The organism is Nocardia abscessus, from assembly GCF_015477775.1.
Classification (GTDB): Bacteria; Actinomycetota; Actinomycetes; order Mycobacteriales; family Mycobacteriaceae; genus Nocardia; species Nocardia abscessus_A.
Map to the genome: position 1 here is coordinate 274,532 of NZ_JADLQO010000008.1, position 25,782 is coordinate 300,313.

Here is a 25,782-nt window from a genome sequence, read left to right on the forward strand (position 1 = left end):
CGCGGTGTCTCGGCCGGGGCGAGCGTGCCTGCCGGTGGGGGAGCGTTCTGAGCCCGGCGCCGTTCGTCAGGATTTCCCTGCCGCTTGCCGCAGCAGCTTGTCCGCTTCCGCGGGTGGCGTGGCGGCGGGGATGACGAGCAGCGTCGCCTGGGCGTCGTTCGTACCGATCAGATGCATGACGCCGGGCGGTTGACCGGAATCGGGTCCGTGCACTTCGATGCCGTCCTGGCGGTCGATGCGGCGCTGGGTGAGGCTGACGGCGTTCCAGTCGAAGCTGACGCGTGCGGTGTGTCCGAGGCGTGGCGTGAGAGCGCTGATCAGGTCGTGCAGTTCGGCGGTGAGGTTGTCGGTCCATGGCCACCAGCCGCCGTCGACCTCCTCGGGCCCGGTTCCGGATTCGCGCAGCAGCAGGCGTGGGGTGCGAGTAGGGGCCTGGAAGGGTTGCCCGCCGGCCGGTGGCGGGCCGGTGGCGGAGGACATGTCGAAGTGGTTGGTGATCGGGCGGCGAATTCTGATTCGGGGCATGGTGTGTTCCTCTGGTCAGCCGGTCGGGGTGGTCGCGGCTTCGGGTGCGACGGCGGCCATCAGGGCCGTGTGGGCGATGTCGTCGTCGGTGGCCGATGGGATGACGCGGAGCACGAGCAGGTCGTTGTCGCGGCCGAAGACGTACATCGTGTTCCACAGTTCGAAGGGATAGGAGTCCAGCCGGACGGTCTGACCACCGTGGACGGTGGTCTGCCGGGGTGTGTCCGACCAGCAGGTGGGGTCGTAGACGACTCGCCAGATGGGGCCGAGCCGCACGGTCAGGACTGCGAGCAGGTCGGGCAGCTCGGCGGTCAGTTCACTGGAGCGGGGCCACCATGCGCCGTCGATGTATCCGCCGCGTTCCGCTTTCGGCTTCAACCTCAGTCGAGGGGTGTAGTCCGGCGGAACGCAATGCCGCGCGGAGGACGGATGCGTCTGTTCGGATGTGGTTACTGCGCCGCTGTTTCGGTTGCGGAATCGCATGTCGTTCCTTTCGCGGGGAGCGTCGCGTCGTCGGCCGATGGCGGCGCGATGGCTCGGGATCGCCCGGGCGGTGCGGACGCCGGTCGGGCGGCCTCGTCGGCGGGCCTGAGGCGGCTGAAGTCGGGCGCATAGACCGATGGCGGCCGCGATGACCTCCGGAAGCCGTTTTCGGTCCCGATCGGCGAAGTGACCCGGAGCAGTTGCCGTGTACCTCCAGTAGACGCCTGATCCGTCGCGATGTCAACGTTGTAGGTCTACACTCGTGACATCACGTGGTTCTATGGCGTTGGAGGCATGGAAGATGGCCGAACCGAACGATCGCACGAGTTCTCGCTCGGGAAATCGCCGTCCGCAGCGTGGGGATGGTGCGGTCACGAGGGCGGTCGTCCTGTCCGCGGCGCTCGAGATCATCGATCGGGACGGTGTCGAGGCGCTGTCGATGCGGCGGTTGGCCGAGGCGGTCGGGCGGGACCCGATGGTGATCTACCGGCATGTGCCGAACAAGGCGGCTGTGCTCGACGGTGTGACCGAACTGGTGCTGGCGCAATTGTCGGTCGATCCCGCCGCCCCGGACTGGGTCGCGCAACTGCGCGCCCTCGCCCGGGATTTCCGGGGGCTGGCGCTGGCGCATCCGCGGGTGGTGCCGTTGCTGGTGACCCGGCCGTTGGCCACACCGTTGGGGCTGCGGCCGTATGCGGTGATCCGTCCCTTGGAGGACATCCTCCAGTTGCTCACCCGTGCCGGGTTCTCCGGCGCCGACGCCCTGCACGTCTACCGTGCGGTGTTCGGCTTCCTGTATGGGCACGTTCTCAACGAGTTGCAGGAGATCGTGGAGCGTCCCGAGGAGACCGACGACGTACTGCGGCTCGGTCTGTACCGGCTACCGATAGCGGAGTTCCCACTGCTGCGCGAACTCGCGCCCGTCCTGGCCGCCTACGACGGCGGAGCCGAGCTCGAACGTGGTCTCGACATTTTGCTCACCGGCCTGAGCGTCACTTTGCTCCAGCCAGGTCAGGCGCGGTGAGACTTGCTGTCACCAACGTACGTCTACGATGTAGACGTACGTTGTAGCCAGCCCGTAGACTGGCGACAACCGGTTCACGCATCCGCTGTCGGCCGATCGGAAGAGTCCGTGGCCGAGCCGCGCAACCGGAAGACGGGAACTCTCCGATGACCATCAGGGACAAGATCGCGCACCAGGTCCGGGCAGGCCGCTCGAGCTTACGGACGCTGCTGGCCAAGACCGACGAAGACAGCCGTCGCAGAACGGACGTCGGCGGCAGACGTCCCGGCGGCACCATCGCACTGGCCGGGCGCAAGCTGAAGCAGGCGTTCACACGCTGACTCCGATCTCGACGGTCCGGAAACGTCAGCCCTCATCGCGGCAAGTGCTCCACAGACTCGAGGAAGTAACGAATGGCAATCACGCAGGTCGCGGCCTACGCGCATTTGAGCGAGACGGACATCGAAGCGATGGGGCGGGAGTTCGATGCGATCCGCCTCGACATCTTGGATCGGCGCGGCGCCGAGGACGCCGCCTATATCCGCCGGACGATCGCGTTCCAGCGAATATTGGAAGCCACGTCCCGGCTGGTGATCGCCGGTACCCGAACCAGAGCAGGCTGGCTACTGGGGACGACGGCGCTGGCGGCGGCGAAGAGCATCGAGAACATGGAGATCGGCCACAATGTGTGCCACGGCCAATGGGATTGGATGAACGACCCGGAAATTCATTCCACGACATGGGAATGGGATATGGCGGGTGTGTCCTCCCAGTGGCGCTATTCGCACAACTATCGCCATCACATGTACACCAATGTGATCGGTATAGACGACGACATCGGCTTCGGCGTGATGCGGGTGACCCGAGACCAGCAGTGGAGGCCGCGGTTGCTGTTGCAACCGTTGCAGAACCTGTTCCTGGCGATGACTTTCGAATGGGGCATCGCCCTGCACGACTTGTACTCCGAGCACGCTCGCCTGCCTGCGCCGGCGGAGAAGGCCGCCCAGACCAGAGCGCTGATCCGGAAGATTACGCGGCAGGTCACCAAGGACTATGTGCTCTTTCCGGCGCTGAGCGGGCGGCGTTGGCGTCGCACGCTCGCCGCGACCGTCGCCGCCAACGTACTGCGTAACCTCTGGGCGTATGTGGTGATCTTCTGTGGTCATTTCCCGGACGGCGCGGAGAAATTCACCGCGGACGGAGTGGAGCACGAGACGAAGGCGGAGTGGTATCTGCGGCAGATGCTCGGCAGCGCGAACTTCGACGCCGGACCGGTACTGGCGTTCATGAGCGGGAATCTGTGCCATCAGATCGAGCACCACTTGTTCCCGGACCTGCCCAGCAACCGGTACGCCGAGATAGCCGTGCGAGTGCGCGGGATATGTGACAAGTACGACCTGCCCTACACCACCGGGCCGCTGATCCGGCAGTACCTGCTGACCTTGCGCACCATCCACAAGCTGGCCCTCCCGGACAGGTTCCTGACCGCGACCTCCGACGACGCTCCGGAGACCGCCTCGGAACGGAAGTTCCACGCCCGCCCGGTGCCCGGAGCCGACGCGTTTCCCCGGCGCGGCCTGCGTACCGCGTTGCTGCTCACCGGTCGACTCCGTCCCTAGTGCGCGGTCCGATCCGGCTCGGCGGCCGGGGCGCCGCGGCACCGGACAACGGCGTGGCACTCGGCTCAGTAGGAGACGCGCGCCATGCGGATTTCGGAGATCGACATCCCGCGGCGGCGGAACAGCCCGCGCAGGGTCCCGGCGTTGAGGTAGCCCACCCTGGCCGCCACCGCGTCCACCGTGAGCGGAGTGCTGCGCAGCAGATGCACGGCGCGTTCCAAGCGGATGTCGTGCACGAAGTCGGTCGGTGACATGCCGAGTTCGGCGTGCGTGGCGCGCTGCAGGCTGCGTTCGGTGACGCCGATGGCACGGGCGGCCTGGGCGATCCGGAAATTTTCGCCGAGGTGTTCGCGGACCCAGCGTTCGAAGGCGGCGGTAACGGAATCGCCTCGGGCGATGATCTCGGGAACGATGAACTCGCGTTGCGGTCGGCCGGCGCCGACCGCGAGGTAGCGCATCGCGCGCTCGGCCAGCGCCGGGCTCTTGGCGGCGATCAGCGACAGGGCGAGGTCCATGTGCGACAGCGCCGCACCGGCGGTGGTGACGCCGTGGCCGCGGCACAGCGTCCGGCCCTCGTTCAGTTCGACGCGCGGATAGCGGCGCCGGAAGCTGGGCCCGAGCCACCAGCTCGTCGTCGCGGGTGAACCGTCCAGCACGCCTGCCTCGGCCAGGAAGAACGTCCCCGTGCAGGCGCCGGCGAGATGGGCTCCCCGTTCGCGCGCGGCGACCAGGCGGTCCAGGACGGGACGGCTGGCCGGTGCGGAGATGAGCTCGATCAGCGCCGTGGCCTCCAGGACGTTCACCGCGGGCACGATCATCAGCTCGAATTCGTCGCCCAGTTCGTCGAGCGGGACTGTCGGCACGGTGTTCCCGTTGCCCGATCGCACCGTGGTGCCGAACGACGCGCTGTGGACTCGCCACGGCTGCGGCGGGTCGGCGAGTTCGCTGCGCACGCTGTTGGCGGTGTTGAAGGTCTCCAGCAAAGCGGCGTACCCGAAGTCGGCCACGCCGTCCACTACGAAGACAGCGACGTCCATGTCGGGAACAGTACCGAAGATGTCGTTTCCGACACTCGGTTCCGCCGGAATTCTGTCCTACTGTCATCGCGAGACGGCTCGCCTCCGGCGGCACCGCCCCGGGGCGTCGATCGAGCCGCCGTACCTCTTCGCACCTGGGAGTTCGCGTGACCATGATCGAAACGACCGGGACCCACCACATCCGGTTGACTGTGACCGACATCGCCCGGTCCCGTGCCTTCTACCAGGATGTGCTCGGCTTCCCGATCGCCGCCGAATCGCCGGGCAGCCCGGACGATCCTGCGGTGCGCACCGACCCGATGCGCCTGTTCGGCGGGGTGGTGTTCCAGGCCAACGGCATGTTGCTCGGCCTGCGGCCGGTGGCGGCGGCGACGGATCGATTCGATTCCGAGCGTGTGGGTTTGGACCACCTCAGCTTCGCCGTCCCGGCGCGCGAGGATCTGGTGGCCGCGGCCGCTCGTCTGGCCGAAGCGGGCATCGAACACGGTGAGATCACGGAAATGGCCGATTTCGGGATCGCGATCCTGTCGTTCTCCGATCCGGACGGAATCCACCTCGAACTCACTGCGCCACTGTGAGTTTGGATGTGGCCCACGCGGGCATGCCCGATCCGGAATGAACGCTGTCCTGATGAAGGCGTCGACGACCGGTCGCGGATCGGTGTGGTCGTGCCGAGGAGGTAGGCCGATGCTGGTCCAGCGTGCGCGCCCGCGGAAGGTGTACGAGGGTTCGGTGCTACCGAGTCCGAGCAGTTTGCTGTGCGCACTGGGCGGTCAGCATGTGCAGGGGCCGGTGAGCCGGTGGGCGCGCGAGCTGACCGAACTGCACCGGCGCAGGCGGGAGGACCCGGAGAGTTCGGCCGAGATCGACGGGCGCCGGGCCGAGGCGGTCGACCGGATCGACACGTGGGCGACGCTGCACCTGCCGTCCGCCACGACGGCCGCGCGCCTGCACGACGCGAGCTTGGGCGAAGTGATCGACCGGATGGCCGCCGTCGCGGAGAAGGCGTTCCATCTGCTCATGCACGACGACCCTGGGGGCGAGCGTATGCACGCGGCATGGACCCGGCTGGCCGAATTGGAGATCGCCTACGCGGATCTGGTGCACGCGGTCACCGACGGCCGCCGCCGCCTCCCGCCGAAGCGGACACAACCGGCGGCGGCGCCGGTGCCGCGGTGATCATGAGCGGCTCGCGGGCCCGGGTACCGGTTCGGCCGCCCAGTGCGGCCGGGCCGGGCAAATGCGCTGGTCAGCTTCATGATCGGCGGTCGTGCGGAGCGGCCGTGCCCGCGTCGGGGCGCCGGGTGACCCGCCGCGGCGAGCGGAAATGCGCGTGCTGGGCGGTGGCCGATCGCGGCGCGTTGACGAGAGGGCGTAGGCTGAGCGCTCCGAAGGACGGCGCGACTTCTGGGAGCGGTGCATGAGCAAGGCTGAGGGGACTCCTCCCGCCACGACGCGGACCGGCACGATCAGCGTGCGGGTGCCCGCGGTGTCCGAACAGCTGGCCATGTTGCGTGCCTTGGCCGAGACCGTCATGCTCATGGCCGATTTCGGCATCGATGAGGTGACCGATATCCGGCTGGCGCTCGACGAGGTGGCCAGCGCGCTGGTGCTGGACGCGGTGGACGGTGCGGAGCTCGAGTGCGCGTTCGGCTTCGACGGCGACGCGGTGGACGTGCGTGTGTCCACCGTCACGGTGTCGGACGCCAGCCCGGACGAGTCGAGTTTCGGCTGGCACATCGTGGCGACGTTGACGAACTCGGTCTCGTCCTCGCGAGGCGCGCACGACTCCGCCGCGGGCGGCTACCCGACTGTCGTCGACTTCCGTTGGGTGCGCGGCGGCTCGAATAATGAGTAGCGAGTCGAATCCGGCCGCTCCCAAGCGTAAAGCCCGGGGAGACAGCTACGACAATATCGAGCCGCTCTTCGCTGAACTGGCAGCGCTGGCCCAGGACGACCCGCGCAGGGAAGCCGTGCGCGCGGAGGTGATCGAGCGCTGTCTGCCGCTGGCCGAGCACATCGCCCGCAAGTTCAGCGGTCGCGGCGAGAGTTTCGAGGACCTGCTGCAGATCGCCCGGGTGGGCATGCTCGCCGCCGTCGACCGCTTCGATCCCGGACACGGCGCGACCTTCCTGTCGTTCGCGGTGCCGACGATCATGGGCGAGGTGCGCAGGCATTTTCGCGACTACGCCTGGTCGGTGCGTGTGCCGCGGCGGCTCAAGGAAATTCAGTCAACCATCGGCCCGACGGTGGAGATCCTGTCGCAGCGGCTGGGCCGGATGCCGCGGGCCAGGGAGATCGCCGAGGAACTCGGCGCGGACCTGAACGAGGTGACCCAGGCGCTCATCGCGCGCAACGCCTATCAGACCTCCTCGATCGATGCCGCTTCCGACACCGACGACGCGGAGTCCGGCGGTCCCTCGCTGCTGGACTCCCTCGGCGCCGAGGACCCCGACTTCGGCACCGTCGAGAACTACCTGGCGGTGAAGCCGCTGCTGGCGGCGTTGCCGGAACGCGAGAAGCAGGTCCTGGTGATGCGCTTCTTCGATTCGATGTCCCAGGAACAGATCGCCCAGCGGATCGGCTGTTCCCAGATGCAGGTCTCGCGCATTCTGTCCAAGACCCTGAAATCGCTGCGCGAGCAGGCTCTGCGCGACTGACGCGGGGTACCGCCGCCCCGCCGTCGGGCGCTCACTCGCCGGTCAGGTCGGCGTGATAGTCGCGCATCGCCTCCACGACGGCGACCAGGACGCGGTGCGCGGCGCGCAGGTCTTCGTCGGGCAGTCCGGCCATCGCCGCGCGGGTCTGCCGCCCGAGCGGAGTGAAGAAGCCGCGGGCTACGTCCATGCCGTGCTCGTCGTAGTGCAGGATGACCCGCCTGCGATCGGACGGGTCCGTCGCCCGGCGCAGGTGACCGGACTCGATCATGCGCTCGACCAGATAGGTCACCGCGGACGACGAGATGCCCATCAGTTTGCCGAGTCCGCCCGCGGTCAGCGGCGCGCCCTCGAGCTCGGCGGTCGCGACGTGCATCAGTGCGCGGAAATCGTTGGCGCGCAGCTCGTTGGACCGCGCGAAGACCTGTCCGATCTGCTCGGAGATCGCGGTGAGCGCGCGGATGTCGGCGGCGATGTCGGATTCCAATCCATCACGGTCCGGCTCGTCCGCGTTTGATTCCTCGATGTTTGATTCACCGATCAACGGCGCATCCTTTTCCACACGGGACGTCAGCGTAGTTCAGCGGATGTCTCGATTGCTTAATATTTAAGTTTCTGAGAGAGTTGCCGGGTGAGCGCTTGGGATCGCTATGCATCGTTGGTCACCGCCCGGACCTCCTGGGTGCTGCTTCTGGTCCTCGCCGCGGCCTCGATAGGCCTGATCGGCGCGGTGGGGGAGAACGAGACCGCCGGGCAGGCGCCGACCGCGCTACCGTCGTCGGCGGAGTCGGCGCGGGTCGAACAGGCGCTGGACGAGTTCCCGGATGCGGGAACTGCCGCGGCCATCATCGTCGTCGCGCGCGCCGATGGAGGCGAGCTGACCGAGGACGACCGCGCCGCCACTGCCGCGGCGGTGGCCCGCGCCTCGGGACGCACGCCGGGGCCCGGTGACCTGCTCGCCGCACCGGACCGCAAAGCGGCGATCGGACAGGTACCCGTCAACGCCGACCTGAGCGGATTCGCGCTGACCGATCGCATCCAGGAGATCCGCGCCGCCGCCAGGGAGGGCCTGCCCGAGGGGCTGAGCCTGCAGGTGACCGGGGGCCCGGCGTTCGGCGCCGACATCGCCGACTCGTTCTCCGGCGCCAACGTCACCCTGCTGGCGGTGACCGCGGTGGTCGTGGCGGTGCTGCTGATCGCGACGTATCGCTCCCCGGTGTTGTGGCTGGTGCCGCTGCTGGTGGTCGGGGCGGCCGACCGAGTGGCCACCAGCGCCGGAACCGCCTTGGCGCGGCTGACCCCGCTGACCTTCGACGGCTCGACTTCCGGCGTCACCAGCGTGCTGGTCTTCGGTGCGGGCACCAACTACGCGCTGCTGCTGGTGTCGCGCTATCGCGACGAACTGCACCGTGAGCCGGATCACCGCGCGGCGTTGCGGCAGGCGGTGCGGCGTGCCGGGCCCGCGATCCTGGCGAGCAACGTGACGGTGGTGGCCGCGCTGCTCGTGCTGCTGCTCGCGTCGGTGCCGAGCACCCGCAGTCTCGGCGTGATGGCCGCGCTCGGGTTGCTGGTGGCGGTGGTGTTCGTCCTGCTGGCGCTGCCGTCCGCGCTCGCGCTGTGCGGGCGCAATGTGTTCTGGCCCTTCGTGCCGCAAGCCGATGACCGCGACACGGCCGACGAGGGCGTGTGGCACGCGATCGCCGCACGAGTGGTGCGCAAGCCCGCGCTGATCGCCGGAAGCGCGATCACGGTTCTCGCGGTCTGCGCGACCGGGTTGCTGTCGACGCAGGTGGGGCTTTCGCAGACCGAGCAGTTCCGGGTGCGCGCGGAGTCGGTCGATGGGTTCGACGCACTCGCCGCGCATTTCCCGTCCGGCTCTTCCGATCCCGCTATCGTTCTCGCGCGCAGCACGGGGGCGGCGGGGATCGAGGAGGCGTTCCGGCGCACCGAGGGCGTGGTGCTGACCTGGCAGACGGGCGCCTCGCCGACCGGGCTGACCCGGTGGTCGGTCGTGATCGACGCGCCACCGTCGTCGGCCCGCGCCTTCGAGACGATCGAGGCGCTGCGCGCGTCGGTCGCGCAGGTGCCGGGAGCCGAGGCGCTGGTCGGTGGCACCGACGCTCAGGCCTTGGACGTCCAGAGCGCCGCGAGCCGGGACCGCAAGCTGATCATCCCGCTCATCCTGGTCGTGGTGCTCGTGGTGCTGCTCGTACTGCTGCGCGCGGTGCCCGCCGCGCTGCTGCTGGTCGCCGTCACGGTGCTGAGCGCGCTGGCCGCGCTCGGATTGGGCAGTTGGATGAGCGAGCACGTGTTCGGGTTCCCGGCGCTGGACATCAGCGTGCCGCTGTTCGCGTTCCTGTTCCTGGTCGCGCTCGGCGTGGACTACACGATCTTCCTCGTCACCAGGGCCCGCGAGGAGACGCCGCGATACGGCACCACGCACGGCATGGTGCGCGCGGTGGCGGTGACCGGCGCGGTGATCACCAGCGCGGGCATCGTCCTGGCCGCGGTGTTCTGTGTGCTCGGGGTGCTTCCGCTGATCACGCTCACCCAGGTGGGCATCGTGGTCGGTCTCGGCATCATGCTCGACACGTTCGTCGTGCGCACCGTGGTGATCCCTGCGCTGTTCAGCCTGATCGGGCGCGGGATCTGGTGGCCGAGCGAACTGCGGCTCGTCGAGGAGGACGGCGATCGTCCCGGCGCTCCCGCTTCCCGCGCCGATCAGTCGGCCGGTGACCAGCCGGGGCCGCGGAACAAGTAGCCGCCCCGGGCGCGCCGCGAGGGCGCGCCGCGCAGATCGCGCCGGATCGAGGTCCACAGCCGATCCCGGACGGATGACGCCGTAGTTCTTGTCCAGGTAGCCGAAAAAGAGCGGATGACCGCTCGGTGCGGGCATCCGCTCTGTTCAGGCGTACCGCCGCGTTCGCTGGGGCCGTGCGCGGCTGCGCTTTGTCCGTGCGCGGCGATCGCGACGTTGCTCCGGCCCTGCGCGGCGCCGGATCGGACTGTGTCCGACAGCGCCCGTCAGCAGTAGTCAGTGCTTGAAGGCGTCCTTGACCTTCTCGCCGGCGTCCTTGAGGTCCGACTTGACCTTGTCGGTGCGGCCTTCGTCCCGCTTCCCCCGGTCACCTGCTGCCTCGCCATACTTTTCCTTGGCTTGACCAGCGACTTTCTCAGCCTTGTTCTTCGCCTTGTCGACTGCGCTCATGTCACAACCTCCTTGTGAAGAGACCGGCCGGCCATCTTCAGCCGGTCTCCTTCGCGATAGCCCGTTATGGCGAGGCCAAACGTCCGGGCTTTTCGCGCAGAGCAGAAGACCCGGCGGAAACCGGGTCTTCTCGAAAGTCGTTCGCATCTGGAATTCGACAGGAATCCGCGCTGTGAGCCCGTCCCGGAGCACACCGGGAAAGCGGATTACGCGGCCGGAACCGTAGGCGGCGTGAGAAGACCCTGAAGCACGCCGACACCCGCGCCTACGGCCGCGCCGACGGCGATGGCCGGGGAGGCGACGAATCCGTAACCTACGGCGGCGCCGAAGGCCATCACGGCCACCGTCCCGGTCGGAAACATCGGGATACCCGCGATGGCGCCGCAGACAGCTCCGATGACCGCACCGATCGAAGCGACGGGCGCGGCCACCATGCTGCCCACCGAGGCGCCGATGGCGGTGGAACCGAGCAGGTCGGCGGCGATGCGGTCGGAGCGCGAGGGCTCGAAGCCCGCCGAATCCAGAGTCTGCGCGAGGCCCGCTTCCGGGACCGCGATCGCGTCGTTGAAGATCTTGCCCTGCTCAGGAGTCAGGAAGTCCGGCCTGCCGATCACCACGGAACCCACGCGCAGCGTGCCGGGCGGCGCCTCGATCGGCGCGACGGCGGGAGCTGGTGCCGCGGGATTGGGCAGGTGCAGCCGTTGCGGGACGATCGGGGCGAGCACGTTCGGATCCGGCATCGGCCGGTTGATGCTCAGGTCGTTGCGGCCGGCGGAAACCGGAGGCGCGGGGGACGCCGCCTCGGGCGGAACGAATCCGGGGTCCGCGGGATCGGCCGCCGGGGCGATGACGCCGGGCGCAGGGGCGAACGGAAGCTGGATCGAGATCTCCGGCACCAGTGGGTCGGCTGTGGCGGTCGCGGCGCCGACCACCGACAGCGGGATGGCGCCCGCGACGACCAGAGTGGCGGCGCGGCGTAAGAAGGGGTGCGCTGGAGTTTCGGGTACTGCTGTGCCCATGGACTTACCCACCTCATTCTGAAGAGGACATATACCTATCCCTTCTAGTTCGATTCAGAAAGCCTTACGGATGCGCGAAGGTTCGATTTCTTTTCGGTGGAATCGTGCGATCACGGCGAATAACGGTGGCGCCGTGGGTATCCGATGGCATTTGCCGTTGCGGTCCGATTCTCCAGCGGAACTCACGAAAACCGGCTCGAAACGGGTTTTCGCCCTGCTGTACGGCTTCCGATCCCTATCGCGGACCGGCAAAGCGCCCCGGGGCTGTTCGCCCCGGGGCGCGATGCGTCAGGAAGCCGCCGCGAATCCGGCGCGCAGATCGGCGAGGATGTCGTCGATACCCTCGATGCCGACCGCGAGCCGGACCAAGCCGGGCGTGACGCCCGCGGCCAGTTGCTCTTCCGGCGTGAGCTGCGAATGGGTGGTGGAGGCCGGGTGGATCACCAGCGAGCGCACGTCACCGATGTTGGCGACATGGCTGTGCAGCCGCAGCGCCTCGACGAACCGCTTGCCCGCGTCGACGCCGCCGGCCAGCTCGAAGCCGATCACCGCGCCGGTGCCCTTCGGCGCCAAGGCGCGGCCCCGCTCGTACCACGGCGAGGACGGCAGGCCCGCGTAGGACACCGAGGTGACCTCGGAACGGGTGGTGAGGAATTCGGCCACCGCCTGCGCGTTCTGCACATGCCGCTCGATCCGCAGGCTCAGCGTCTCCAGGCCCTGGCTGATCAGGAACGCGTTGAACGGCGATACCGCCGAGCCGAGGTCGCGCAGCAACTGCACGCGCGCCTTGAGCGCGTAGGCGGGCGCGCCGAGGTCGGCGAACACGGCGCCGTGGTAGCTCGGGTCGGGTTCGGTGAAGCCGGGGAACCGGCCGCCGGTCCAGTCGAACTTGCCGCCGTCGACGATCACGCCCGCGATGGCCGCGCCGTGCCCGCCGAGGTACTTGGTGGCCGAGTGCACGACGATGTCGGCGCCGTGGGCCAGCGGCTGGATCAGGTACGGCGTGGCGACGGTGTTGTCCACGATCAGCGGAACGCCGTTGTCGTGGGCGACGCCCGCGATCCCCGGAATATCGAGGATGTGGTTCTGCGGGTTGGAGACCGTTTCGCCGTAGAGCGCCTTGGTGTTCGGGCGGATGGCGGCCTTCCACTGCTCGAGGTCGTCGGGATCGTCGACGAAGGAGACCTCGATGCCGAGCTTGGGCAGCGAGTAGTGGAAGAGGTTGTAGGTGCCGCCGTAGAGCCTGGGGCTGGAGACGATGTGGTCGCCCGCTCCGGCGATGTTGAGGATCGCGAAGGTCTCCGCGGCCTGCCCCGAGGCCACCAGCAGAGCGGCGACGCCGCCTTCGAGGGCGGCGATGCGCTGTTCCACCGCGTCCTGGGTGGGGTTCATGATCCGGGTGTAGATGTTGCCGGGCTCGGCCAGACCGAACAGCGCCGCCGCGTGCGCGGTGTCGCGGAAGGTATAGGAGGTGGTCTGGTAGATCGGCAGCGCGCGGGCGTTGGTTGTACCGTCCGGAATCTGTCCGACGTGGATCTGCTTCGTCTCGAAGCTCCAGTCCTGGGACGGGTCGGGTTCGGTCATCGGGGTGGTCCTCCTTGGGATGGGCGATCGATCAGGTTGGGACAGCGGCTAATCGGTGATCAGGGTGGTGTCGACCGGAGTGCGTCCGGTGGTCAGATCCAGCACGGGGCAGTGCGCGTCGACGGCCTGCTGGAGTTCGGCGTAGCGCTGCTCGGTGTCGGGTCCGCTGATGCGCACGGTCACCCGCACCGCTCGGAACCCGGCGCGGACGTTGTCATCCAAGCCGAAGAACCCGCGCACGTCGAGATCGCCTTCGGCGCTCACCGCGAGGTCATCGATCGTGATGCCGAGGCGCTGGGCCCAGAATCGGTAGGTCACCACTTGACAGGCGATGAGCGACGCCAGATACACCTCGACCGGATTCGGCGCGGTGTCCGCGCCGCCGAGCGCGGGCGGCTCGTCCACGCGCACGGTGTGCTTGCCGAGGCTGATCGCGCTGCCCACCGTTCCCTCCGGAGTTCCGGAGGCACGGAACACCACCAGCGCGTTCGCCGGGTCGTCCGCCATGGCCCGGGCGGTGGCGTCGGCGATGTCGTTGAGCGGGGTGCTCACATCAGTTGTCATGTCCACTGACGCTAGGAACCGCAGCGGGCGACGGCGAGAGTTACATTCGGACTGAGTGCAACGATGGTGCGGGTTTTCGCGCGGTGCGGTCAGTCCGCGGGCTCCGGCTCGGTCTCCGGTTCCGCGGGCTCGGTGGTGGCCGCGTCGATCTGCTCGCCGACGTAGCGCAGGACGACCGCGGCCATCGCGACCACGGGGACGGCCAGGAACGCGCCGACGATCCCGTACAGCGAGCCGCCCGCGGTGACCGCCAGCAGCACGATGACCGCGTGCAGCTGCATGCTGCGGCTCTGCAACACCGGTTGCAGCACATTGCCCTCCAGCTGCTGCACGGCGATGACGATGCCGAGCACGATCAGCGCGGTCACGAAGCCGTTGCCCACCAACGCCACCAGCACCGCGAGCGCACCCGCGACGAACGCGCCGACCATCGGGACGAATCCGCCGAGGAAGGTGACCACCGCCAGGACCAGCGCCAGCGGCACCCCGAGGATGACCAGGCCCGCGCCGATGAGCACCGCGTCGACCAGGCTGACCAGCGCCTGGGTGCGGATGAACCCGCCGAGCACGACCCAGACCCGGCCGAGCACCTCCTCCAGGTGCCTGCCGCTGCGGCTGCCGGAAACGCCGTGCAGCCAGGGCAGGAAACGCGGTCCGTCCTTGACGAAGAAGAAGCTCAGCACGAGCACCAGGAACAGTGTGACCAGCACCGATGTCGCGGTGGCCACGCCGCTGAACACGCCGCTGGCGATCTGCTCCGAACTCGACTGCAAACGGGAGACGATCGCGTCCACGGCCGAATCCAGTTGCTCGTCACGAATTCTCAGTGGCGGACCTTGGAGCCAGTCGCGGACCTGTTCGACGCCCGCGCTCGACTTGTCGGCCAGTTCCGGCGCCTGGTCCGCGACCGACGGCACGATCAGCGCGATGACGCCGGCCAGCACACCGATCAAACCGATCACCGCGATCGAGGCGGCTGCGGCGGGCGGCAGGCCGTGCGAGGTCATCCAGCGGACCGGCGGCCACAGCACCGTTGCGATCACGATCGCCAGCGCCACCGGCAGGATCACCACCCACAGCCGGGCGACCAGGAATCCGAGCACCCACGCGCCCGCCGCGATGGCGACGATGCACAGCGCCCACTTGGCCAGCCAGAGCAGGCCCACGCCGATGACGTCACCGCGATCCCGCAAGGTGGGCTTGTCCGGTCCGTGGCTTTTGCTACGTTCGCTCACCGGCCCAGTCTGGCACGAGGCGCCGGATCGATCAGGGCTCACGGCCGGTCGCGCGAGCGGGACGGTTTGACCCGGCGGCCCCGGGTCATCACCGGAGCAGGTCATCGGAAGGGTGGTTGTCGTGCGATGTGTGGTGTTCGGTGCGACCGGCTACATCGGCGGACGACTGGTACCGGAACTGCTGCGCGCCGGTCACACGGTCCGGGTGCTGGCTCGCACGCCGGGCAAGCTCGCCGAGGCGCCGTGGCGCGATCGCGTCGAGGTGCTCGCCGGTGACGTGACCTCTGTCGCCGACGTGCGCGCCGCGCTGGCCGGACAGGACGTGCTGTACTACCTGATTCATTCGCTGACCCGCGCCGATTTCGACACCGTCGACCGGGAGGCGGCCACGCTGGTCGCCGCCGAGGCGGCGGAGGCGGGCCTGACCAGAATCGTCTATCTGGGCGGCATCATCCCGGGTGCGCAGCGGCTGTCGCGACACCTGGCCTCCCGCGCCGAGGTCGGTGAGATCCTGCGGGCGGGCGCGGTGCCCGCCCTGGTGCTGCAGGCCGCGGTGATCATCGGCTCCGGCTCGGCCAGTTTCGAGATGCTGCGCTACCTGACCGAGCGGCTGCCGATGATGGTCACACCGCGCTGGGTGCGCAACCGGATTCAGCCGATCGCGGTACGTGACGTGCTGTATTACCTGACCGAGGCGGCGACGCTGCCCGAAGGTACCGGCGGGGCGTTCGACATCGGCGGTCCGGACGTGCTGACCTACGTGCAGATGATGCGCGGCTACGCCGAAGTGGCGCAGCTGCCGCGGCGGCTGATCGTGCCGGTGCCGGTGCTGACGCCGTGGTTGTCGGCGCAGTGGGTGAATCTGGTGACCCCGGTGCCGCGCGCGATCGCGGTGCCGCTGATGGAGTCGCTGATCAACGACGTGGTCTGCCGCGACCACGCGATCGCCGATCTCATCCCGGACCCACCGGCGGGCCTGACCGGCTACCGGCAAGCAGTGACGTTGGCGCTGCGGAAGATTCGCGATCTGGACGTGCCGACCAGGTGGTCGGACGCTCACCCGTCGGGCGCGCCGTCGGATCCGCTGCCCACCGACCCGCAGTGGTCGGGCGGTTCGCTGTACCGGGATGTGCGGCAGCGCCACACCGACGCCGACCCGGTGACGCTGTGGCGGGTGATCGAGGCGATCGGCGGCGAAAACGGCTGGTATTCGTTCCCGCTGGCCTGGTCGCTGCGCGGGTGGATCGACCGGCTCGCGGGCGGCGCCGGGCTGGGCCGCGGTCGCCGCGACCCGCACCGGCTGCACGAAGGCGAGGCGCTGGATTGGTGGCGGGTGGAGCGGCTCGAGCGTCCGCGGCTGCTTCGCCTGCGCGCCGAGATGCGGGTGCCGGGCCGGGCCTGGCTGGAACTCGCGGTCGAGCCGGACGGCCCCGGCGCCACCTACCACCAGCGCGCGCTGTTCGAGCCGCACGGGTTGGCCGGGCACCTGTACTGGAAATCCATCGCGCCGTTCCACGCCGTCATCTTCGGCGGGATGGCGCGCAATATCACCGGCGCCGCGGAATCCGCCCGCGCGCAATGACGCCCCTGCTGAGCGCGGCTCTGCTGAAATAGGCGGGGCTGTGCTTTGCCGGAGGTCGTCGAGGCTTTTGCCGGAGGTCGTCGAGGCTTTGCCGGAGGTCGTCGAGCCAGGAGGAGCGGATGATCGGATCACGGGTCGCGGCTGTCGTCGTCGCGGTGGCGACGACGGTGTCGATCGCAGGAGTGGGGACGGTTCAGGCAGCGCCCGCCGCGTGCGTTCCGGGCGACCCGTTGCGCCCCACCGCGGAACTGTTCGCCACCGACAACACCGAGACGATCACCGATCCCGCCGACCCGCGCCTGCGTGATGGGTTGGCGGAGTTCGAATTCGCGGTCGGCGCGATCACGCTGCGCAACGTCGCGCTCCCGGTCGGGTCGACGTTGGTCAGCGGCGTGTTCTGGTCGCAGGAGCGCAGCCGAGCGACCTACGAGCGCTCCCGGGCGTTCCATCTCGCTTGCGTCGGAGGCGCCGACCTGCGTCGGATAGCGGATCAGGTGCGGGTGCGATTCGGGCAGGAATCGGTGCTGACCTTCGAGCACCATGCGGTAGGCGCGCCGGGGATCGACGCGTTCACGGTCGAGGTCGCGGGCATCGACGTGCGGCGTTTCCACGACGCGCTGGTGGCCGACCCGCAGACGCGCGAGCGACTGGTCGGCGGTTCGGTCACCGACGGCGGCACGCTCGTCCTGGTCGCGGACATCGCCGACCTGGAGCCGACCCGGCAATTCGTCGAGCGAATCGGCGGAGGGTGGGATCCGGTCACGGTGCGCTACGGCGACCGCGAGTTCGTCGGCGCCTGAGCCGGTCCGGCCGGGAGCAAAGACTCCGCATCCTCCCGCTTGTGGACTTACGCTGATCCCGGTGGGGATTTCGGAGTGACGACGGCTGGGAGTCTCGGTGGGCGCGGCATTGGTCAAAGGTCAGAACGGGGCATTGGACGTGGCCCGCGTGCTGGTTTCGGTACGCAGCGAGGCCCCGGTCGACGTGTCGGCGCTGCTGGTGACCGAAGCGGGTCGCGTTCGATCGGACGCGGACTTCGTGTTCTTCAACCAGCCGAGCGCGCCGGGCGTGACGCTGGATCAGGGAACGCCTGCCGCGCTGTCGGTTTCACTGGGCGATCTGCCCGCGGACATCGCGCAGCTGCGCGCGGTGCTCACCCTCGACGATCCGGCGCAGACCTTCGGCCGGTTCGCGCCGCCGGTCGCCACGGTCGCCGACGCGGCGGGAAACGTGCTGTACGAATACCGCATCGAGGGCCTGGGTAGCGAATCCGTGGTGATCGCGCTCGAACTGTATCGCCGCCAGGGCGTATGGAAGGTGCGAGCGGTCGGTCAAGGTTACGCGGGCGGGTTCGCCGCGTTGGTCACCGATCACGGCGTGAGCGTCGACGACGAGCCGTCCTGAGGCGAGGCCCCGTCCGCGCACCCGGCCGCGCCGAACCCGCAGGCCATGGTCATTCCGACGGCGGATGTCTTCACTGTCCCCGGCGAGGCGAAGCTCTCGTTCGAAAAGCGCGCGAAGCTGGACCTGCGCAAGCGCGCTGTCGCGAAAGTCCTCATCGACAAGGACGCTTTCGGCATCCGCGCCCGCGTCGTGCTCGTCATCGACAAGACCGGCAGTATGAAGCGGCAGTACCACGACCAGGTGGTACACCGCGTCGTGCAGCGGATGATTCCGGTGGCCACCCAGCTCGACGACGACGGCACCCTGGAGGCGTACCTCTACGCTCTTTCCTTCGCCAAGTTGCCCGACATCACCGTCGAGCACGGCGACGAGTGGGCCCGAACCTTTCTGCATCTCACCGGTACCCACGCGGGCGTCGATTACGACCGGCTCGGCGGCCGCAACGACGAACTGCCGATCATGCGCGACATCATCGACTCGTTGCCCCCGGGCGGCCGTCCCACCCTCGTGTTGTTCTTCACCGACGGCGGCTTCGCCAAGAAACGCGAGATCGCGGCGCTCATGCGCGAAGCCTCGCAGCTGCCCGCCTTCTGGCAGTTCGTCGGTCTGGGCCGCGCCAACTACGGCCTGTTACGCACCCTGGACGAGTTGCCGGACCGGGCGGTCGACAACGCGGGATTCTTCGCCCTGGACGACATCGATCAGGTCGACGACGGGCAGCTCTACGCGCGTCTGCTGGGCGAGTTCCCGGACTGGCTTCGCGCCGCGCGAACCGCGGGCATCCTGCGCTGACCCGCGAAGTGCGCATCGGCGGCCTCGCCGCGAACGGCACGGAGCCGCCCTGCCCACTACCCATTCCTCGCAAGTCATAGCGAAAGGCTATGGCGGAGTGGATTTCGGCGCGCCTCGAATCAGCCGATGACGGCGTTCATGATGGTGCCCGCACTGGTGGCGATCACCCCGCCGATCATGGCTCCCGCCACCATCTTCGGCGACTCGAGCCCGCCGCCGGTCCACTTCTCCCAGGCGAAGCGGCCACCGGCGTAGATGATGCCGCAGATGCCCGACAGGAGTACGAACCACGTCAGGTAGCGGACCAGTTGGAGGAACTTGTCGGAGATCGGCGGTGCTTCTGGTGTGGGGTTGCCGATCTGCGCCAAGGTGTCGTAAGCGGCGGCCAGGATCATTGTCGTTCGCTCATTCTGGATTCGGGACAGGGGCAGGTGATTCGCTGAGAAGATCGTATCCGTTCGCTCGCCGCGATGCAGTCAGGTCCGTGCAGCGCAGTGAAGTTCGCGTTTCCCGTCGCCTTGCCGGGGTAGGCGAATCTCGGGATCATGGACGACGCGCGGCGGTCGAGAACTTGCCGTCGCGTATCGCCGGATCCGCCGACGACTGCTCGCGGCGCTCCGGCGTGATCCCACTGCTGGTTCCGCGGCCGGTCGCGGGCGTTCCGGGCAGAGCACACCGCGTCGCGGTCCGTGCCCGTATCCTGGTGCGTGGCCGAATTCATCGGTGGTCGAACAGTTTTCGCAAAGCGGCTGGTCGGCGGCAGGGTTGTATTCGAGCGTAGAGGGAGTAGACGGTGAGCATCATTCTGGCGTCGGTCGGCGATTCGTTCACGACGTTGGCGCAGATCGGCAATCCGACCCCGGAGGCGCCGCCTTTGGCGGACAAGCTCTTACAGTTCGTGCGGTACCTCACCTGGTTCGCACTGGCGTCCGGCATCGTCAGCATCATCTACGCGGGCGGCAGATTCGCCTGGGAGAAGTGGAGCGGCGGCGGGTTGCAGTCACCGAAGATGATCGCGGGGGCGATGCTCGGCGGGGTGGTCGCCACCAGTGCGGGCACCATCATGAACACCGTTCTGGAGTTCTGACCCGCGGGCGCCGCGCGGCGATCCCCTCCGGCCCGCTTTCGTCGGCGACGACGAGCGTGCCGCGAACGGATCGCCGCGGGCCGCCGAGGGCGCTCGGTCGCGACGCCGGGCGAGTTCCGCCCGCCGCCGAGGCGTCGGCCGTCACCGGTCGACCGTCCTGCGATTGCCGCGTTGACCTGCGATTTCCGCCGCGGAGGGCGGCTATACTCCGGTACGGATCTCGCGGTGCCCGATATGATCGGAGGCGGAGCAGGATCATGGACGACAGGACCTACGGCAAGGTCACGGTGTCGCGGCGCACGGCGTTCGGTATCGCGGCGACGTCGATGGCCGCGTTCGGGTTGTCGGCCTGCGGCGGCTCCGACGACGAGGACTCTGCCCCGGCCTCCGTCCCTGGCGACGCCGCAACGATCGCCAAGGACGCCTACGAGTTCGGCTATCCGCTGGTACTGATGGACGTTACGCGCACGGCGGCGGAAGAGACCACCCCCGTCAACTGGTTCGAGCACGCGACCTCGTTGCCCACTCCGGCGCAGCGCGAGGTGGTGCGACTGGACCGCGACACGCTGCGTTCGACCGCTTGGCTCGATGTGACGAGCGAGCCGATGGTCCTGAGCCTCCCCATGCTGGACAGCGGCCGGTTCTGGCTGGTGCAAGTACTGGATGCCTGGACGAACAACGTGCGCAACCTGAGCAGCGTCCGGTCGCAGGCGACGTCGGCCCTGCCGTACGCGGTGACCGGTCCGGGCTGGTCGGGCGAGCTGCCGGACGGTCTCGCCGCGCTGCCGGTGCCGACGCCGACGGTGTGGCTGATCATCCGGATCCAGGTCGACGGCGAGAACGATCTGCCGGTTGTCCGCTCCCTGCAGCGGGAGATGAAGCTGGTTCCGTTGAGCGCGTGGATCGCGGGTACCGAGCCGCCCGCGCGCGCCGCGCGGCCCGGGCGTGCGAGCGTGCAGCCTCCACCGGAGCGGGTGGAGGAGATGGACGCGGGCGTGTTCTTCGATCGGATGTGCCAGCTGATGTCGGTCGATCCGCCGGCTGCCGAGGACGCGCCTGCCATGCGGCGTTTCGCGGAGATCGGAATCCGGCCGGGCGGCGCGGTCGACGGCGTCTCGGACATCGATCTAGCCGCCGCGGTGGACCGCGCCCAGCAGCAGATTTCGGTGTACCTGGGGGAGCGGACGGTCAACGAGAACGGCTGGCTCGTCGACCCCGATGTCGGGCGCTACGGCACCAACTATCTGCTGCGCGCCGTCGTCGCCCGGATAGCTCTCGGCGCCAGCCTGGCCGAGAACGCGTTCTATCCGACCCTGTTCGCGTCGACGGACGCCGGAGATGGTGCGGGCCGATTCCGCCTGCACTTCGCGCCCGGTCAGCTGCCGCCGGTCGACGACTTCTGGTCGCTGACCGCCTATGGCGCCGACAGCTACCTGGTGCCCAATCCGGCGGGGATCTATGCCGTGGGCCACCCGGCTCCGGTGGTCCTCAATCCCGATGGGTCCTCCGACATCGCCTTGCAGTACACCGACCCGGGCCCGACCGTTCCGGCCGGGAACTGGCTGCCCATCCCGCAATCCGGTCAATTCTCGTTGACGCTGCGCCTGTACGCGCCGAAAGCGGAGGCGGTCCAGGGGCCATGGCGTCCGCCGCCGCTGGTGCCTGCGCCCTGATCTGGTCTCTGCCACGCCGCGATCATCGAAGCGTTCCCGGTCATCGGTGATCAGCAGGCCGCGACACCTCGCCGCGAGCCGGGGGCGAATAGGTCGCCGAGCGGGGCAAGTAGCCGTAGTCGGCGCGCTGACCAGCGATTATCCCTCTGCTCGGCGGCTATACTCCAGGGCGGATCTGGCACGGAACCCGATCGGATCGGAGGCGGAGCAAGATCATGGGCGACTGGACCCACCGCGATGCCGCGCTGTCGCGGCGCGCTGTGCTCGGCATGGCGGCGACATCGATGGCTGCGCTCGGCGTGGCGGCGTGCGGCGGATCGGACGAGGACGGCTCGGCGCACACCCACCCCTCCGTCACCAGCGAGGGCGGAATGGTCGCCAAGGACGCCTGCGTGTTCGGCTTTCCGCTGGTGCTGATGGATGTCACGCGCGTGGCGGCGGAGGCGACCACGCCGCCCAACCGGTTTCGGCACGCCACGTCGTTGCCCACCCCGGCGCAGAACGAGGTGGTGCGACCGGATCCCGACACCCTGCACTCGACCGCTTGGCTCGATCTGACGAGCGAGCCGATGGTGCTGAGCGTTCCCAGGATGGACGGCGGCCGGTTCTGGCTGGCGCAAGTCCTCGACGCCTGGACGAACAACGTGCACAACCCGAGTAGTCGTCGGCCGCAGGCGAAGTCGGCCGTGCCGCCCTACACGTACGTCGTGACCGGCCCGGGTTGGTCGGGCCCGCTGCCCGACGATCTCACTCCGCTGCCGGTGCCCACGCCGACGGTATGGCTGATCGTGCGGATCCAAGTCGACGGAGCCGACGACCTTCCGATCGTCGGCTCGTTGCAACAGGGGTTGCGACTGGTTCCGCTGAGTGTGTGGAAAGCCGGCGAGCGGCCTGCGCCTGCTGTGCCGCCGAACGGGCAGGCGAACGACCGACGCCCGGTCGATCAGGTCATGGGGATGGACGCGCGCGCGTTCTTCGACCGGATGTGCGCGGTGATGTCGATCAATCCGCCCGCCCCCGAGGACGAGCCCGCCATGCGGCGCTTCGCGACGATCGGAATCCGGCCGGGCGGGGCGGTCGAAGGCGTCTCCGAGGCCGAACTGACCGCCGCGGTCGACACCTTCGAGCAACAGCTCCCGGTGACCCTGGGTCCGAACACGATCAACGACAACGGCTGGGTCACCGATTTCGGGGCCGGCCGGTTCGGCACCGACTATCTCCTCCGCGCCGTCACGGCCTTCGGCGCTCTCGGCATCCCCCTGCCCGAGGACGCGCACTACCTCTTCACGGCGGTTCCCGCGGGCTCCGGCCCTTTCCGGCTGCACTTCTTGTCGGGCGAGCTGCCGCCGGTGGACGCTTTCTGGTCGTTGGCCGTCTACGATGCCGCGGACTATCTGGTGTCCAATCCGGCCGAGATCTACTCGATAGGTCACCACGTCCCCGTCGTGCTAAATCCGGACGGCTCCCTGGACCTCACGCTCCAGCACGACGATCCCGGTCCCAGCGTGCCCAAGGGCAACTGGCTGCCCATTCCGGCAGCGGACCCGTTCTCGGCAACCCTGGCTTTGTTCGCCCCGAAAGAAGTTGTCCTGCAGCGGCGTTGGCAGCCGCCGCCGCTGATCGCGCTGCGGTGAGCTAGTCGTCGCCCGCCCAGTTCCAGCGGGGGACCTCGCGGATCGGGTGCAGCTCCGCGTCGCTGGTCGCGTGCGAATTCTGTTGCGCCACCCGCGATCCGAACGTGACATGCTCGTAGACCGCCGTGCGGAATCGCTCGTCCTCCAGCAGTCCGGCTTCCTCGAAGGTCTGCATGTACACCTCGACGAAGCGTTCTCGCTGCTCATCGGTGATCCGCAGGTTACGGTGCACCGCGATGATGTATTCGAACCCGAGTTCCCGGGTGAAACGATCCGGACCACCGAAGGATTCGGCGGTGAACCAGGTGAGATGGTCGACGTGCTGCGGCAGTCGTTCGGTGAACAACGTCTTCAGCACCGGATCGGTGAGCGCCTTGTCGTAGAACGCCGCTTCGACGCGATGCAGCACCTCGTCGCCGCCGACGTGGTCGTAGAGATTGGGCATGGGACCTCCGGCCGGGGTGTGGGCTGAGTCCTCATTACAGGCAGTCCGTCAGCCGGTGTCCAGGCGAACCGGGGTATTGGCCGATATCGGCCACCTGCGCGAACCGACCGGTCGCGCTGATGGGCGGGTAAAAAGTAAACGGGTTTTACTAAACGCTGTTCACGAAGGGGGGTTTTGTGGTTGCATCTTCCTTGACCGTGTTCCCGACATCGTCGTGAGGTCTGCGCCCAGACCGTAGGAGTTAGCCGTGACCGTGACTACGCCCTCGATCCCGACGGGATTCGATTTCACCGACCCCGACCTGCTCGCCTCCCGCCTGCCCATCGCGGAGTTCGCCGAACTGCGCCGCACCGCCCCGGTGTGGTGGTGCGCGCAACCCGATCGGGCCAGCGGCTTCGACGACGGCGGGTACTGGGTCGTCTCCAAGCTCGCGCACATCAAGGAGATCTCGAAGAATCCGGAGGTGTTCTCCTCGCACCAGAACACCGCGATCATCCGGTTCAACGAAGAGACCACCCGTGAGCAGATCGACATGCTCGGCGACATGCTGCTGCTCAACCTCGACCCGCCCAAGCACACCAAGACCCGGCGCATCATCTCCAAGGGCTTCACCCCGAGGGCGGTGGAAAGCCTGCGCGCCGCGCTCACCGAACGCGCCGCGCGGATCGTGCACGAGGCCAAGAAGTCCGGTAGCGGCGACTTCGTCGAACAGGTCGCCTGTGAACTGCCGTTGCAGGCCATCGCCGAGCTGCTGGGCATTCCGCAGGAGGACCGGAGGAAGATCTTCGACTGGTCCAACCAGATGATCTCCTACGACGACCCGGAGTTCGAAGGCGACCATCAGGCCGCCACCGCGGAGGTGATGGGATACGCCTGGAACATGGCCGAGCAGCGGCGCGCCTGCCCGGCCGAGGACATCGTCACCCAGCTGGTCAACGCCGACATCGACGGCGAGCACCTCGGTTCGGACGAGTTCGCCTTCTTCGTGATCCTGCTGTCGGTGGCGGGCAACGAGACCACCCGCAACTCGATCACCCACGGCATGAAGGCGTTCGTGGACCACCCCGAGCAGTGGGAGATCTACCGGCAGCAGCGCCCGCGCACCGCGCCCGACGAGATCGTCCGATGGGCCACCCCGGTCACCGCGTTCCAGCGCACCGCGACCCAGGACACCGTGCTCGGCGGCCAGGAGATCAAGCAGGGCCAGCGGCTCGGATTGTTCTACAGCTCGGCCAATTTCGACGGGGAGGCCTTCGCGGATCCGTTCACCTTCGACGTGCTGCGCGACCCGAACCCGCACGTCGGTTTCGGCGGCACCGGCACGCACTACTGCGTGGGCGCGAACCTGGCCCGGTTGCAGATCGATCTGATGTTCAACGCCATCGCCGAGGTGATGCCCAACCTGCGGCAGGTGTCCGATCCGGTGCGGCTGCGGTCGGGCTGGCTGAACGGGATCAAGCGCTGGGAAGTCGAATACGCTTGAATCGAACGGTGCAACAGTCCAAACCACGGGGCCGCGCGCCGGTGGTGACCGACAGCGACATCCGGCGGGTCGCCAGCGCGCTGCTGGTCCAACGCGGGCCCGATGCGGTCACCTTGCGCGCCATCGCGCGGGAGCTCGGTGTCACCGCGCCCGCGCTGTACCGGTACTACAACTCGCTGGAAGACCTGCTGGAGCGCCTGCGGCTGGACTTCTGCGCCGACTTGGCGGCGGAACTGACCGCCGAGATCGCCACGCTGCCCGACGACGGCGCCGTGCAGTTCTTCGCCATCTGCCGTGGCTTCCGGCGCTGGGCGCTGACGCACACCAGGGAGTTCACCTTGGTGTTCGCCTCGCCCGGCGCCGGACAGGCCCGCGCGTTGCGCCGCTTCGACGAGCCCTTCGGCCGGATCTTCCTGGCCGCGGCGGGCAGGCTGCTGGCGAACTACGACATCGTCACGCCCTCCACCGACGTCATCCCGCCGGAGTTGCGCGAGGATCTGGTGCACTTCCAGACCGAACTGCTGGCCGCGCTGTCGGAGTCGAGCCAGAAATTCCCCGCCGAGAAGCTGGACCTCGGGGTGACGTATCTGATGATCCAGATCTGGGCGCGGCTCTACGGGCACGTCACCCTCGAGGTCTTCGGGAACTACCCGATCCCGCTGGACAAGCCGGAGATCCTGTTCGACGCGATGCTCGCCGACCTGGGGCGCACGGCGGGCCTGCTCGCCGACTGAACCCGGCGCTCGCG

27 protein-coding genes and 1 pseudogene are annotated in these 25,782 nt (G+C 68.5%); 17 read left to right on the forward strand and 11 right to left on the reverse strand.

The features are described 5' to 3' along the window. Positions 1-66: 66 nt before the first annotated feature. Together IU450_RS21860 and IU450_RS21865 are read right to left on the reverse strand one after the other, a co-directional pair. Complete coding sequence (locus IU450_RS21860; RefSeq protein WP_195151656.1) at positions 67-480, reverse strand: DUF5994 family protein; 414 nt, start codon at positions 478-480, stop codon at positions 67-69. Positions 481-540: 60 nt separating this feature from the next. Next, positions 541-1,008, reverse strand: coding sequence for a DUF5994 family protein (locus IU450_RS21865; protein ID WP_195151586.1), 468 nt, complete (start codon positions 1,006-1,008; stop codon positions 541-543). 301 nt (positions 1,009-1,309) lie between these two features. On the opposite strand from IU450_RS21865, the gene IU450_RS21870 reads away from it, so the two are divergent. The 3 genes from IU450_RS21870 to IU450_RS21880 all read left to right on the forward strand — a co-directional run bounded on the left by IU450_RS21870 (position 1,310) and on the right by IU450_RS21880 (position 3,630). Further along, a complete protein-coding gene (locus IU450_RS21870; RefSeq protein WP_195151587.1) occupies positions 1,310-2,032 on the forward strand; it encodes a TetR/AcrR family transcriptional regulator C-terminal domain-containing protein in 723 nt (240 codons plus the stop codon). Between the two features lie 146 nt (positions 2,033-2,178). Further along, positions 2,179-2,352 carry a hypothetical protein gene (locus IU450_RS21875; RefSeq protein ID WP_181720651.1) on the forward strand — a complete coding sequence of 58 codons (174 nt, stop codon included), beginning with the start codon at positions 2,179-2,181 and terminating at the stop codon, positions 2,350-2,352. Between the two features lie 72 nt (positions 2,353-2,424). Next, positions 2,425-3,630, forward strand: coding sequence for a fatty acid desaturase family protein (locus IU450_RS21880; protein WP_195151588.1), 1,206 nt, complete (start codon positions 2,425-2,427; stop codon positions 3,628-3,630). Positions 3,631-3,695: 65 nt separating this feature from the next. On the opposite strand, the gene IU450_RS21885 is transcribed toward IU450_RS21880, so the two are convergent. Continuing rightward, positions 3,696-4,667 carry a GlxA family transcriptional regulator gene (locus tag IU450_RS21885; RefSeq protein ID WP_195151589.1) on the reverse strand — a complete coding sequence of 324 codons (972 nt, stop codon included), beginning with the start codon at positions 4,665-4,667 and terminating at the stop codon, positions 3,696-3,698. A gap of 152 nt (positions 4,668-4,819) precedes the next feature. Here IU450_RS21885 and IU450_RS21890 point away from each other — a divergent pair, with 152 nt between their 5' ends. The 4 genes from IU450_RS21890 (at position 4,820) to IU450_RS21905 (ending at position 7,327) form a co-directional block, all read left to right on the forward strand. Continuing rightward, positions 4,820-5,245, forward strand: a complete 426-nt coding sequence (locus IU450_RS21890) for a VOC family protein (RefSeq protein WP_195151657.1) — start codon at positions 4,820-4,822, stop codon at positions 5,243-5,245. 109 nt (positions 5,246-5,354) lie between these two features. Further along, entirely contained in the window at positions 5,355-5,846 is a 492-nt protein-coding gene (locus IU450_RS21895; protein WP_195151590.1) for a DUF4254 domain-containing protein, read from the forward strand. Positions 5,847-6,087: 241 nt separating this feature from the next. Further along, a complete protein-coding gene (locus IU450_RS21900) occupies positions 6,088-6,525 on the forward strand; it encodes an ATP-binding protein (protein ID WP_043725884.1) in 438 nt (145 codons plus the stop codon). Beyond that, entirely contained in the window at positions 6,518-7,327 is an 810-nt protein-coding gene (locus IU450_RS21905) for an RNA polymerase sigma factor SigF (RefSeq protein WP_195151591.1), read from the forward strand. Before IU450_RS21900 ends, IU450_RS21905 begins: the two co-directional genes overlap by 8 nt. Positions 7,328-7,358: 31 nt before the next feature. Here the strand turns inward: IU450_RS21905 and IU450_RS21910 are convergent, their stop codons facing one another. Next, entirely contained in the window at positions 7,359-7,868 is a 510-nt protein-coding gene (locus IU450_RS21910) for a MarR family winged helix-turn-helix transcriptional regulator (RefSeq protein WP_228834906.1), read from the reverse strand. 87 nt (positions 7,869-7,955) lie between these two features. On the opposite strand from IU450_RS21910, the gene IU450_RS21915 reads away from it, so the two are divergent. Beyond that, positions 7,956-10,085: an MMPL family transporter gene (locus IU450_RS21915; protein ID WP_195151592.1), complete on the forward strand. Its 2,130-nt coding sequence runs from the start codon at positions 7,956-7,958 to the stop codon at positions 10,083-10,085. A gap of 273 nt (positions 10,086-10,358) precedes the next feature. On the opposite strand, the gene IU450_RS21920 is transcribed toward IU450_RS21915, so the two are convergent. The 5 genes from IU450_RS21920 to IU450_RS21940 all read right to left on the reverse strand — a co-directional run bounded on the left by IU450_RS21920 (position 10,359) and on the right by IU450_RS21940 (position 14,934). Then, positions 10,359-10,532, reverse strand: a complete 174-nt coding sequence (locus IU450_RS21920; protein ID WP_195065313.1) for a CsbD family protein — start codon at positions 10,530-10,532, stop codon at positions 10,359-10,361. 206 nt (positions 10,533-10,738) lie between these two features. Continuing rightward, positions 10,739-11,551, reverse strand: coding sequence for a hypothetical protein (locus IU450_RS21925; RefSeq protein WP_195151593.1), 813 nt, complete (start codon positions 11,549-11,551; stop codon positions 10,739-10,741). A gap of 288 nt (positions 11,552-11,839) precedes the next feature. Further along, positions 11,840-13,135 carry a bifunctional o-acetylhomoserine/o-acetylserine sulfhydrylase gene (locus IU450_RS21930; RefSeq protein WP_195151594.1) on the reverse strand — a complete coding sequence of 432 codons (1,296 nt, stop codon included), beginning with the start codon at positions 13,133-13,135 and terminating at the stop codon, positions 11,840-11,842. Between the two features lie 48 nt (positions 13,136-13,183). Next, on the reverse strand, positions 13,184-13,699 hold the full coding sequence (locus tag IU450_RS21935; protein WP_195151595.1) for an OsmC family protein: 516 nt from the start codon (positions 13,697-13,699) through the stop codon (positions 13,184-13,186). 89 nt (positions 13,700-13,788) lie between these two features. Continuing rightward, the gene (locus tag IU450_RS21940) at positions 13,789-14,934 is read right to left on the reverse strand and encodes an AI-2E family transporter (RefSeq protein WP_324197762.1); all 1,146 of its coding nucleotides are present in this window, start codon (positions 14,932-14,934) and stop codon (positions 13,789-13,791) included. A gap of 121 nt (positions 14,935-15,055) precedes the next feature. Between IU450_RS21940 and IU450_RS21945 the strand changes: the two genes are divergently transcribed. The 4 genes and pseudogenes from IU450_RS21945 (at position 15,056) to IU450_RS21960 (ending at position 18,712) form a co-directional block, all read left to right on the forward strand. Then, positions 15,056-16,516, forward strand: a complete 1,461-nt coding sequence (locus IU450_RS21945; RefSeq protein WP_195151597.1) for an SDR family oxidoreductase — start codon at positions 15,056-15,058, stop codon at positions 16,514-16,516. Between the two features lie 119 nt (positions 16,517-16,635). After that, the gene (locus IU450_RS21950) at positions 16,636-17,316 is read left to right on the forward strand and encodes a hypothetical protein (protein ID WP_228834907.1); all 681 of its coding nucleotides are present in this window, start codon (positions 16,636-16,638) and stop codon (positions 17,314-17,316) included. A gap of 97 nt (positions 17,317-17,413) precedes the next feature. Continuing rightward, positions 17,414-17,917, forward strand: a pseudogene (locus IU450_RS21955) (TerD family protein); the annotation flags it as partial. Between the two features lie 48 nt (positions 17,918-17,965). Then, on the forward strand, positions 17,966-18,712 hold the full coding sequence (locus IU450_RS21960; RefSeq protein ID WP_195151599.1) for a vWA domain-containing protein: 747 nt from the start codon (positions 17,966-17,968) through the stop codon (positions 18,710-18,712). Positions 18,713-18,831: 119 nt separating this feature from the next. Here the strand turns inward: IU450_RS21960 and IU450_RS21965 are convergent, their stop codons facing one another. Continuing rightward, positions 18,832-19,107, reverse strand: coding sequence for a hypothetical protein (locus IU450_RS21965; RefSeq protein ID WP_039796837.1), 276 nt, complete (start codon positions 19,105-19,107; stop codon positions 18,832-18,834). Between the two features lie 398 nt (positions 19,108-19,505). Between IU450_RS21965 and IU450_RS21970 the strand changes: the two genes are divergently transcribed. The 3 genes from IU450_RS21970 (at position 19,506) to IU450_RS21980 (ending at position 23,106) form a co-directional block, all read left to right on the forward strand. Next, positions 19,506-19,799: a hypothetical protein gene (locus tag IU450_RS21970; protein ID WP_040865713.1), complete on the forward strand. Its 294-nt coding sequence runs from the start codon at positions 19,506-19,508 to the stop codon at positions 19,797-19,799. Between the two features lie 257 nt (positions 19,800-20,056). Next, positions 20,057-21,472, forward strand: coding sequence for a DUF1254 domain-containing protein (locus IU450_RS21975; protein ID WP_195151600.1), 1,416 nt, complete (start codon positions 20,057-20,059; stop codon positions 21,470-21,472). Between the two features lie 215 nt (positions 21,473-21,687). Then, the gene (locus IU450_RS21980; RefSeq protein ID WP_195151601.1) at positions 21,688-23,106 is read left to right on the forward strand and encodes a DUF1254 domain-containing protein; all 1,419 of its coding nucleotides are present in this window, start codon (positions 21,688-21,690) and stop codon (positions 23,104-23,106) included. Position 23,107: 1 nt separating this feature from the next. On the opposite strand, the gene IU450_RS21985 is transcribed toward IU450_RS21980, so the two are convergent. Next, entirely contained in the window at positions 23,108-23,551 is a 444-nt protein-coding gene (locus tag IU450_RS21985) for a group II truncated hemoglobin (protein ID WP_195151602.1), read from the reverse strand. Positions 23,552-23,804: 253 nt separating this feature from the next. Here IU450_RS21985 and IU450_RS21990 point away from each other — a divergent pair, with 253 nt between their 5' ends. Beyond that, complete coding sequence (locus tag IU450_RS21990; RefSeq protein WP_195151660.1) at positions 23,805-25,034, forward strand: cytochrome P450; 1,230 nt, start codon at positions 23,805-23,807, stop codon at positions 25,032-25,034. An 8-nt stretch (positions 25,035-25,042) separates the two neighbouring features. Continuing rightward, positions 25,043-25,768 carry a TetR/AcrR family transcriptional regulator gene (locus IU450_RS21995; protein WP_324197763.1) on the forward strand — a complete coding sequence of 242 codons (726 nt, stop codon included), beginning with the start codon at positions 25,043-25,045 and terminating at the stop codon, positions 25,766-25,768. Positions 25,769-25,782: the final 14 nt, after the last annotated feature.

Excerpts from the sequence above, each read along its gene's own strand:
- IU450_RS21860 (WP_195151656.1), bottom strand. The coding sequence starts at position 480 with ATGTCCTCCGCCACCGGCCCGCCACCGGCCGGCGGGCAACCCTTCCAG.
- IU450_RS21865 (WP_195151586.1), bottom strand. The coding sequence starts at position 1,008 with ATGCGATTCCGCAACCGAAACAGCGGCGCAGTAACCACATCCGAACAG.
- IU450_RS21870 (WP_195151587.1), top strand. The coding sequence starts at position 1,310 with ATGGCCGAACCGAACGATCGCACGAGTTCTCGCTCGGGAAATCGCCGT.
- IU450_RS21875 (WP_181720651.1), top strand. The coding sequence starts at position 2,179 with ATGACCATCAGGGACAAGATCGCGCACCAGGTCCGGGCAGGCCGCTCG.
- IU450_RS21880 (WP_195151588.1), top strand. The coding sequence starts at position 2,425 with ATGGCAATCACGCAGGTCGCGGCCTACGCGCATTTGAGCGAGACGGAC.
- IU450_RS21885 (WP_195151589.1), bottom strand. The coding sequence starts at position 4,667 with ATGGACGTCGCTGTCTTCGTAGTGGACGGCGTGGCCGACTTCGGGTAC.
- IU450_RS21890 (WP_195151657.1), top strand. The coding sequence starts at position 4,820 with ATGATCGAAACGACCGGGACCCACCACATCCGGTTGACTGTGACCGAC.
- IU450_RS21895 (WP_195151590.1), top strand. The coding sequence starts at position 5,355 with ATGCTGGTCCAGCGTGCGCGCCCGCGGAAGGTGTACGAGGGTTCGGTG.
- IU450_RS21900 (WP_043725884.1), top strand. The coding sequence starts at position 6,088 with ATGAGCAAGGCTGAGGGGACTCCTCCCGCCACGACGCGGACCGGCACG.
- IU450_RS21905 (WP_195151591.1), top strand. The coding sequence starts at position 6,518 with ATGAGTAGCGAGTCGAATCCGGCCGCTCCCAAGCGTAAAGCCCGGGGA.
- IU450_RS21920 (WP_195065313.1), bottom strand. The coding sequence starts at position 10,532 with ATGAGCGCAGTCGACAAGGCGAAGAACAAGGCTGAGAAAGTCGCTGGT.
- IU450_RS21925 (WP_195151593.1), bottom strand. The coding sequence starts at position 11,551 with ATGGGCACAGCAGTACCCGAAACTCCAGCGCACCCCTTCTTACGCCGC.
- IU450_RS21930 (WP_195151594.1), bottom strand. The coding sequence starts at position 13,135 with ATGACCGAACCCGACCCGTCCCAGGACTGGAGCTTCGAGACGAAGCAG.
- IU450_RS21935 (WP_195151595.1), bottom strand. The coding sequence starts at position 13,699 with ATGACAACTGATGTGAGCACCCCGCTCAACGACATCGCCGACGCCACC.
- IU450_RS21950 (WP_228834907.1), top strand. The coding sequence starts at position 16,636 with ATGATCGGATCACGGGTCGCGGCTGTCGTCGTCGCGGTGGCGACGACG.
- IU450_RS21960 (WP_195151599.1), top strand. The coding sequence starts at position 17,966 with ATGGTCATTCCGACGGCGGATGTCTTCACTGTCCCCGGCGAGGCGAAG.
- IU450_RS21965 (WP_039796837.1), bottom strand. The coding sequence starts at position 19,107 with ATGATCCTGGCCGCCGCTTACGACACCTTGGCGCAGATCGGCAACCCC.
- IU450_RS21975 (WP_195151600.1), top strand. The coding sequence starts at position 20,057 with ATGGACGACAGGACCTACGGCAAGGTCACGGTGTCGCGGCGCACGGCG.
- IU450_RS21980 (WP_195151601.1), top strand. The coding sequence starts at position 21,688 with ATGGGCGACTGGACCCACCGCGATGCCGCGCTGTCGCGGCGCGCTGTG.
- IU450_RS21985 (WP_195151602.1), bottom strand. The coding sequence starts at position 23,551 with ATGCCCAATCTCTACGACCACGTCGGCGGCGACGAGGTGCTGCATCGC.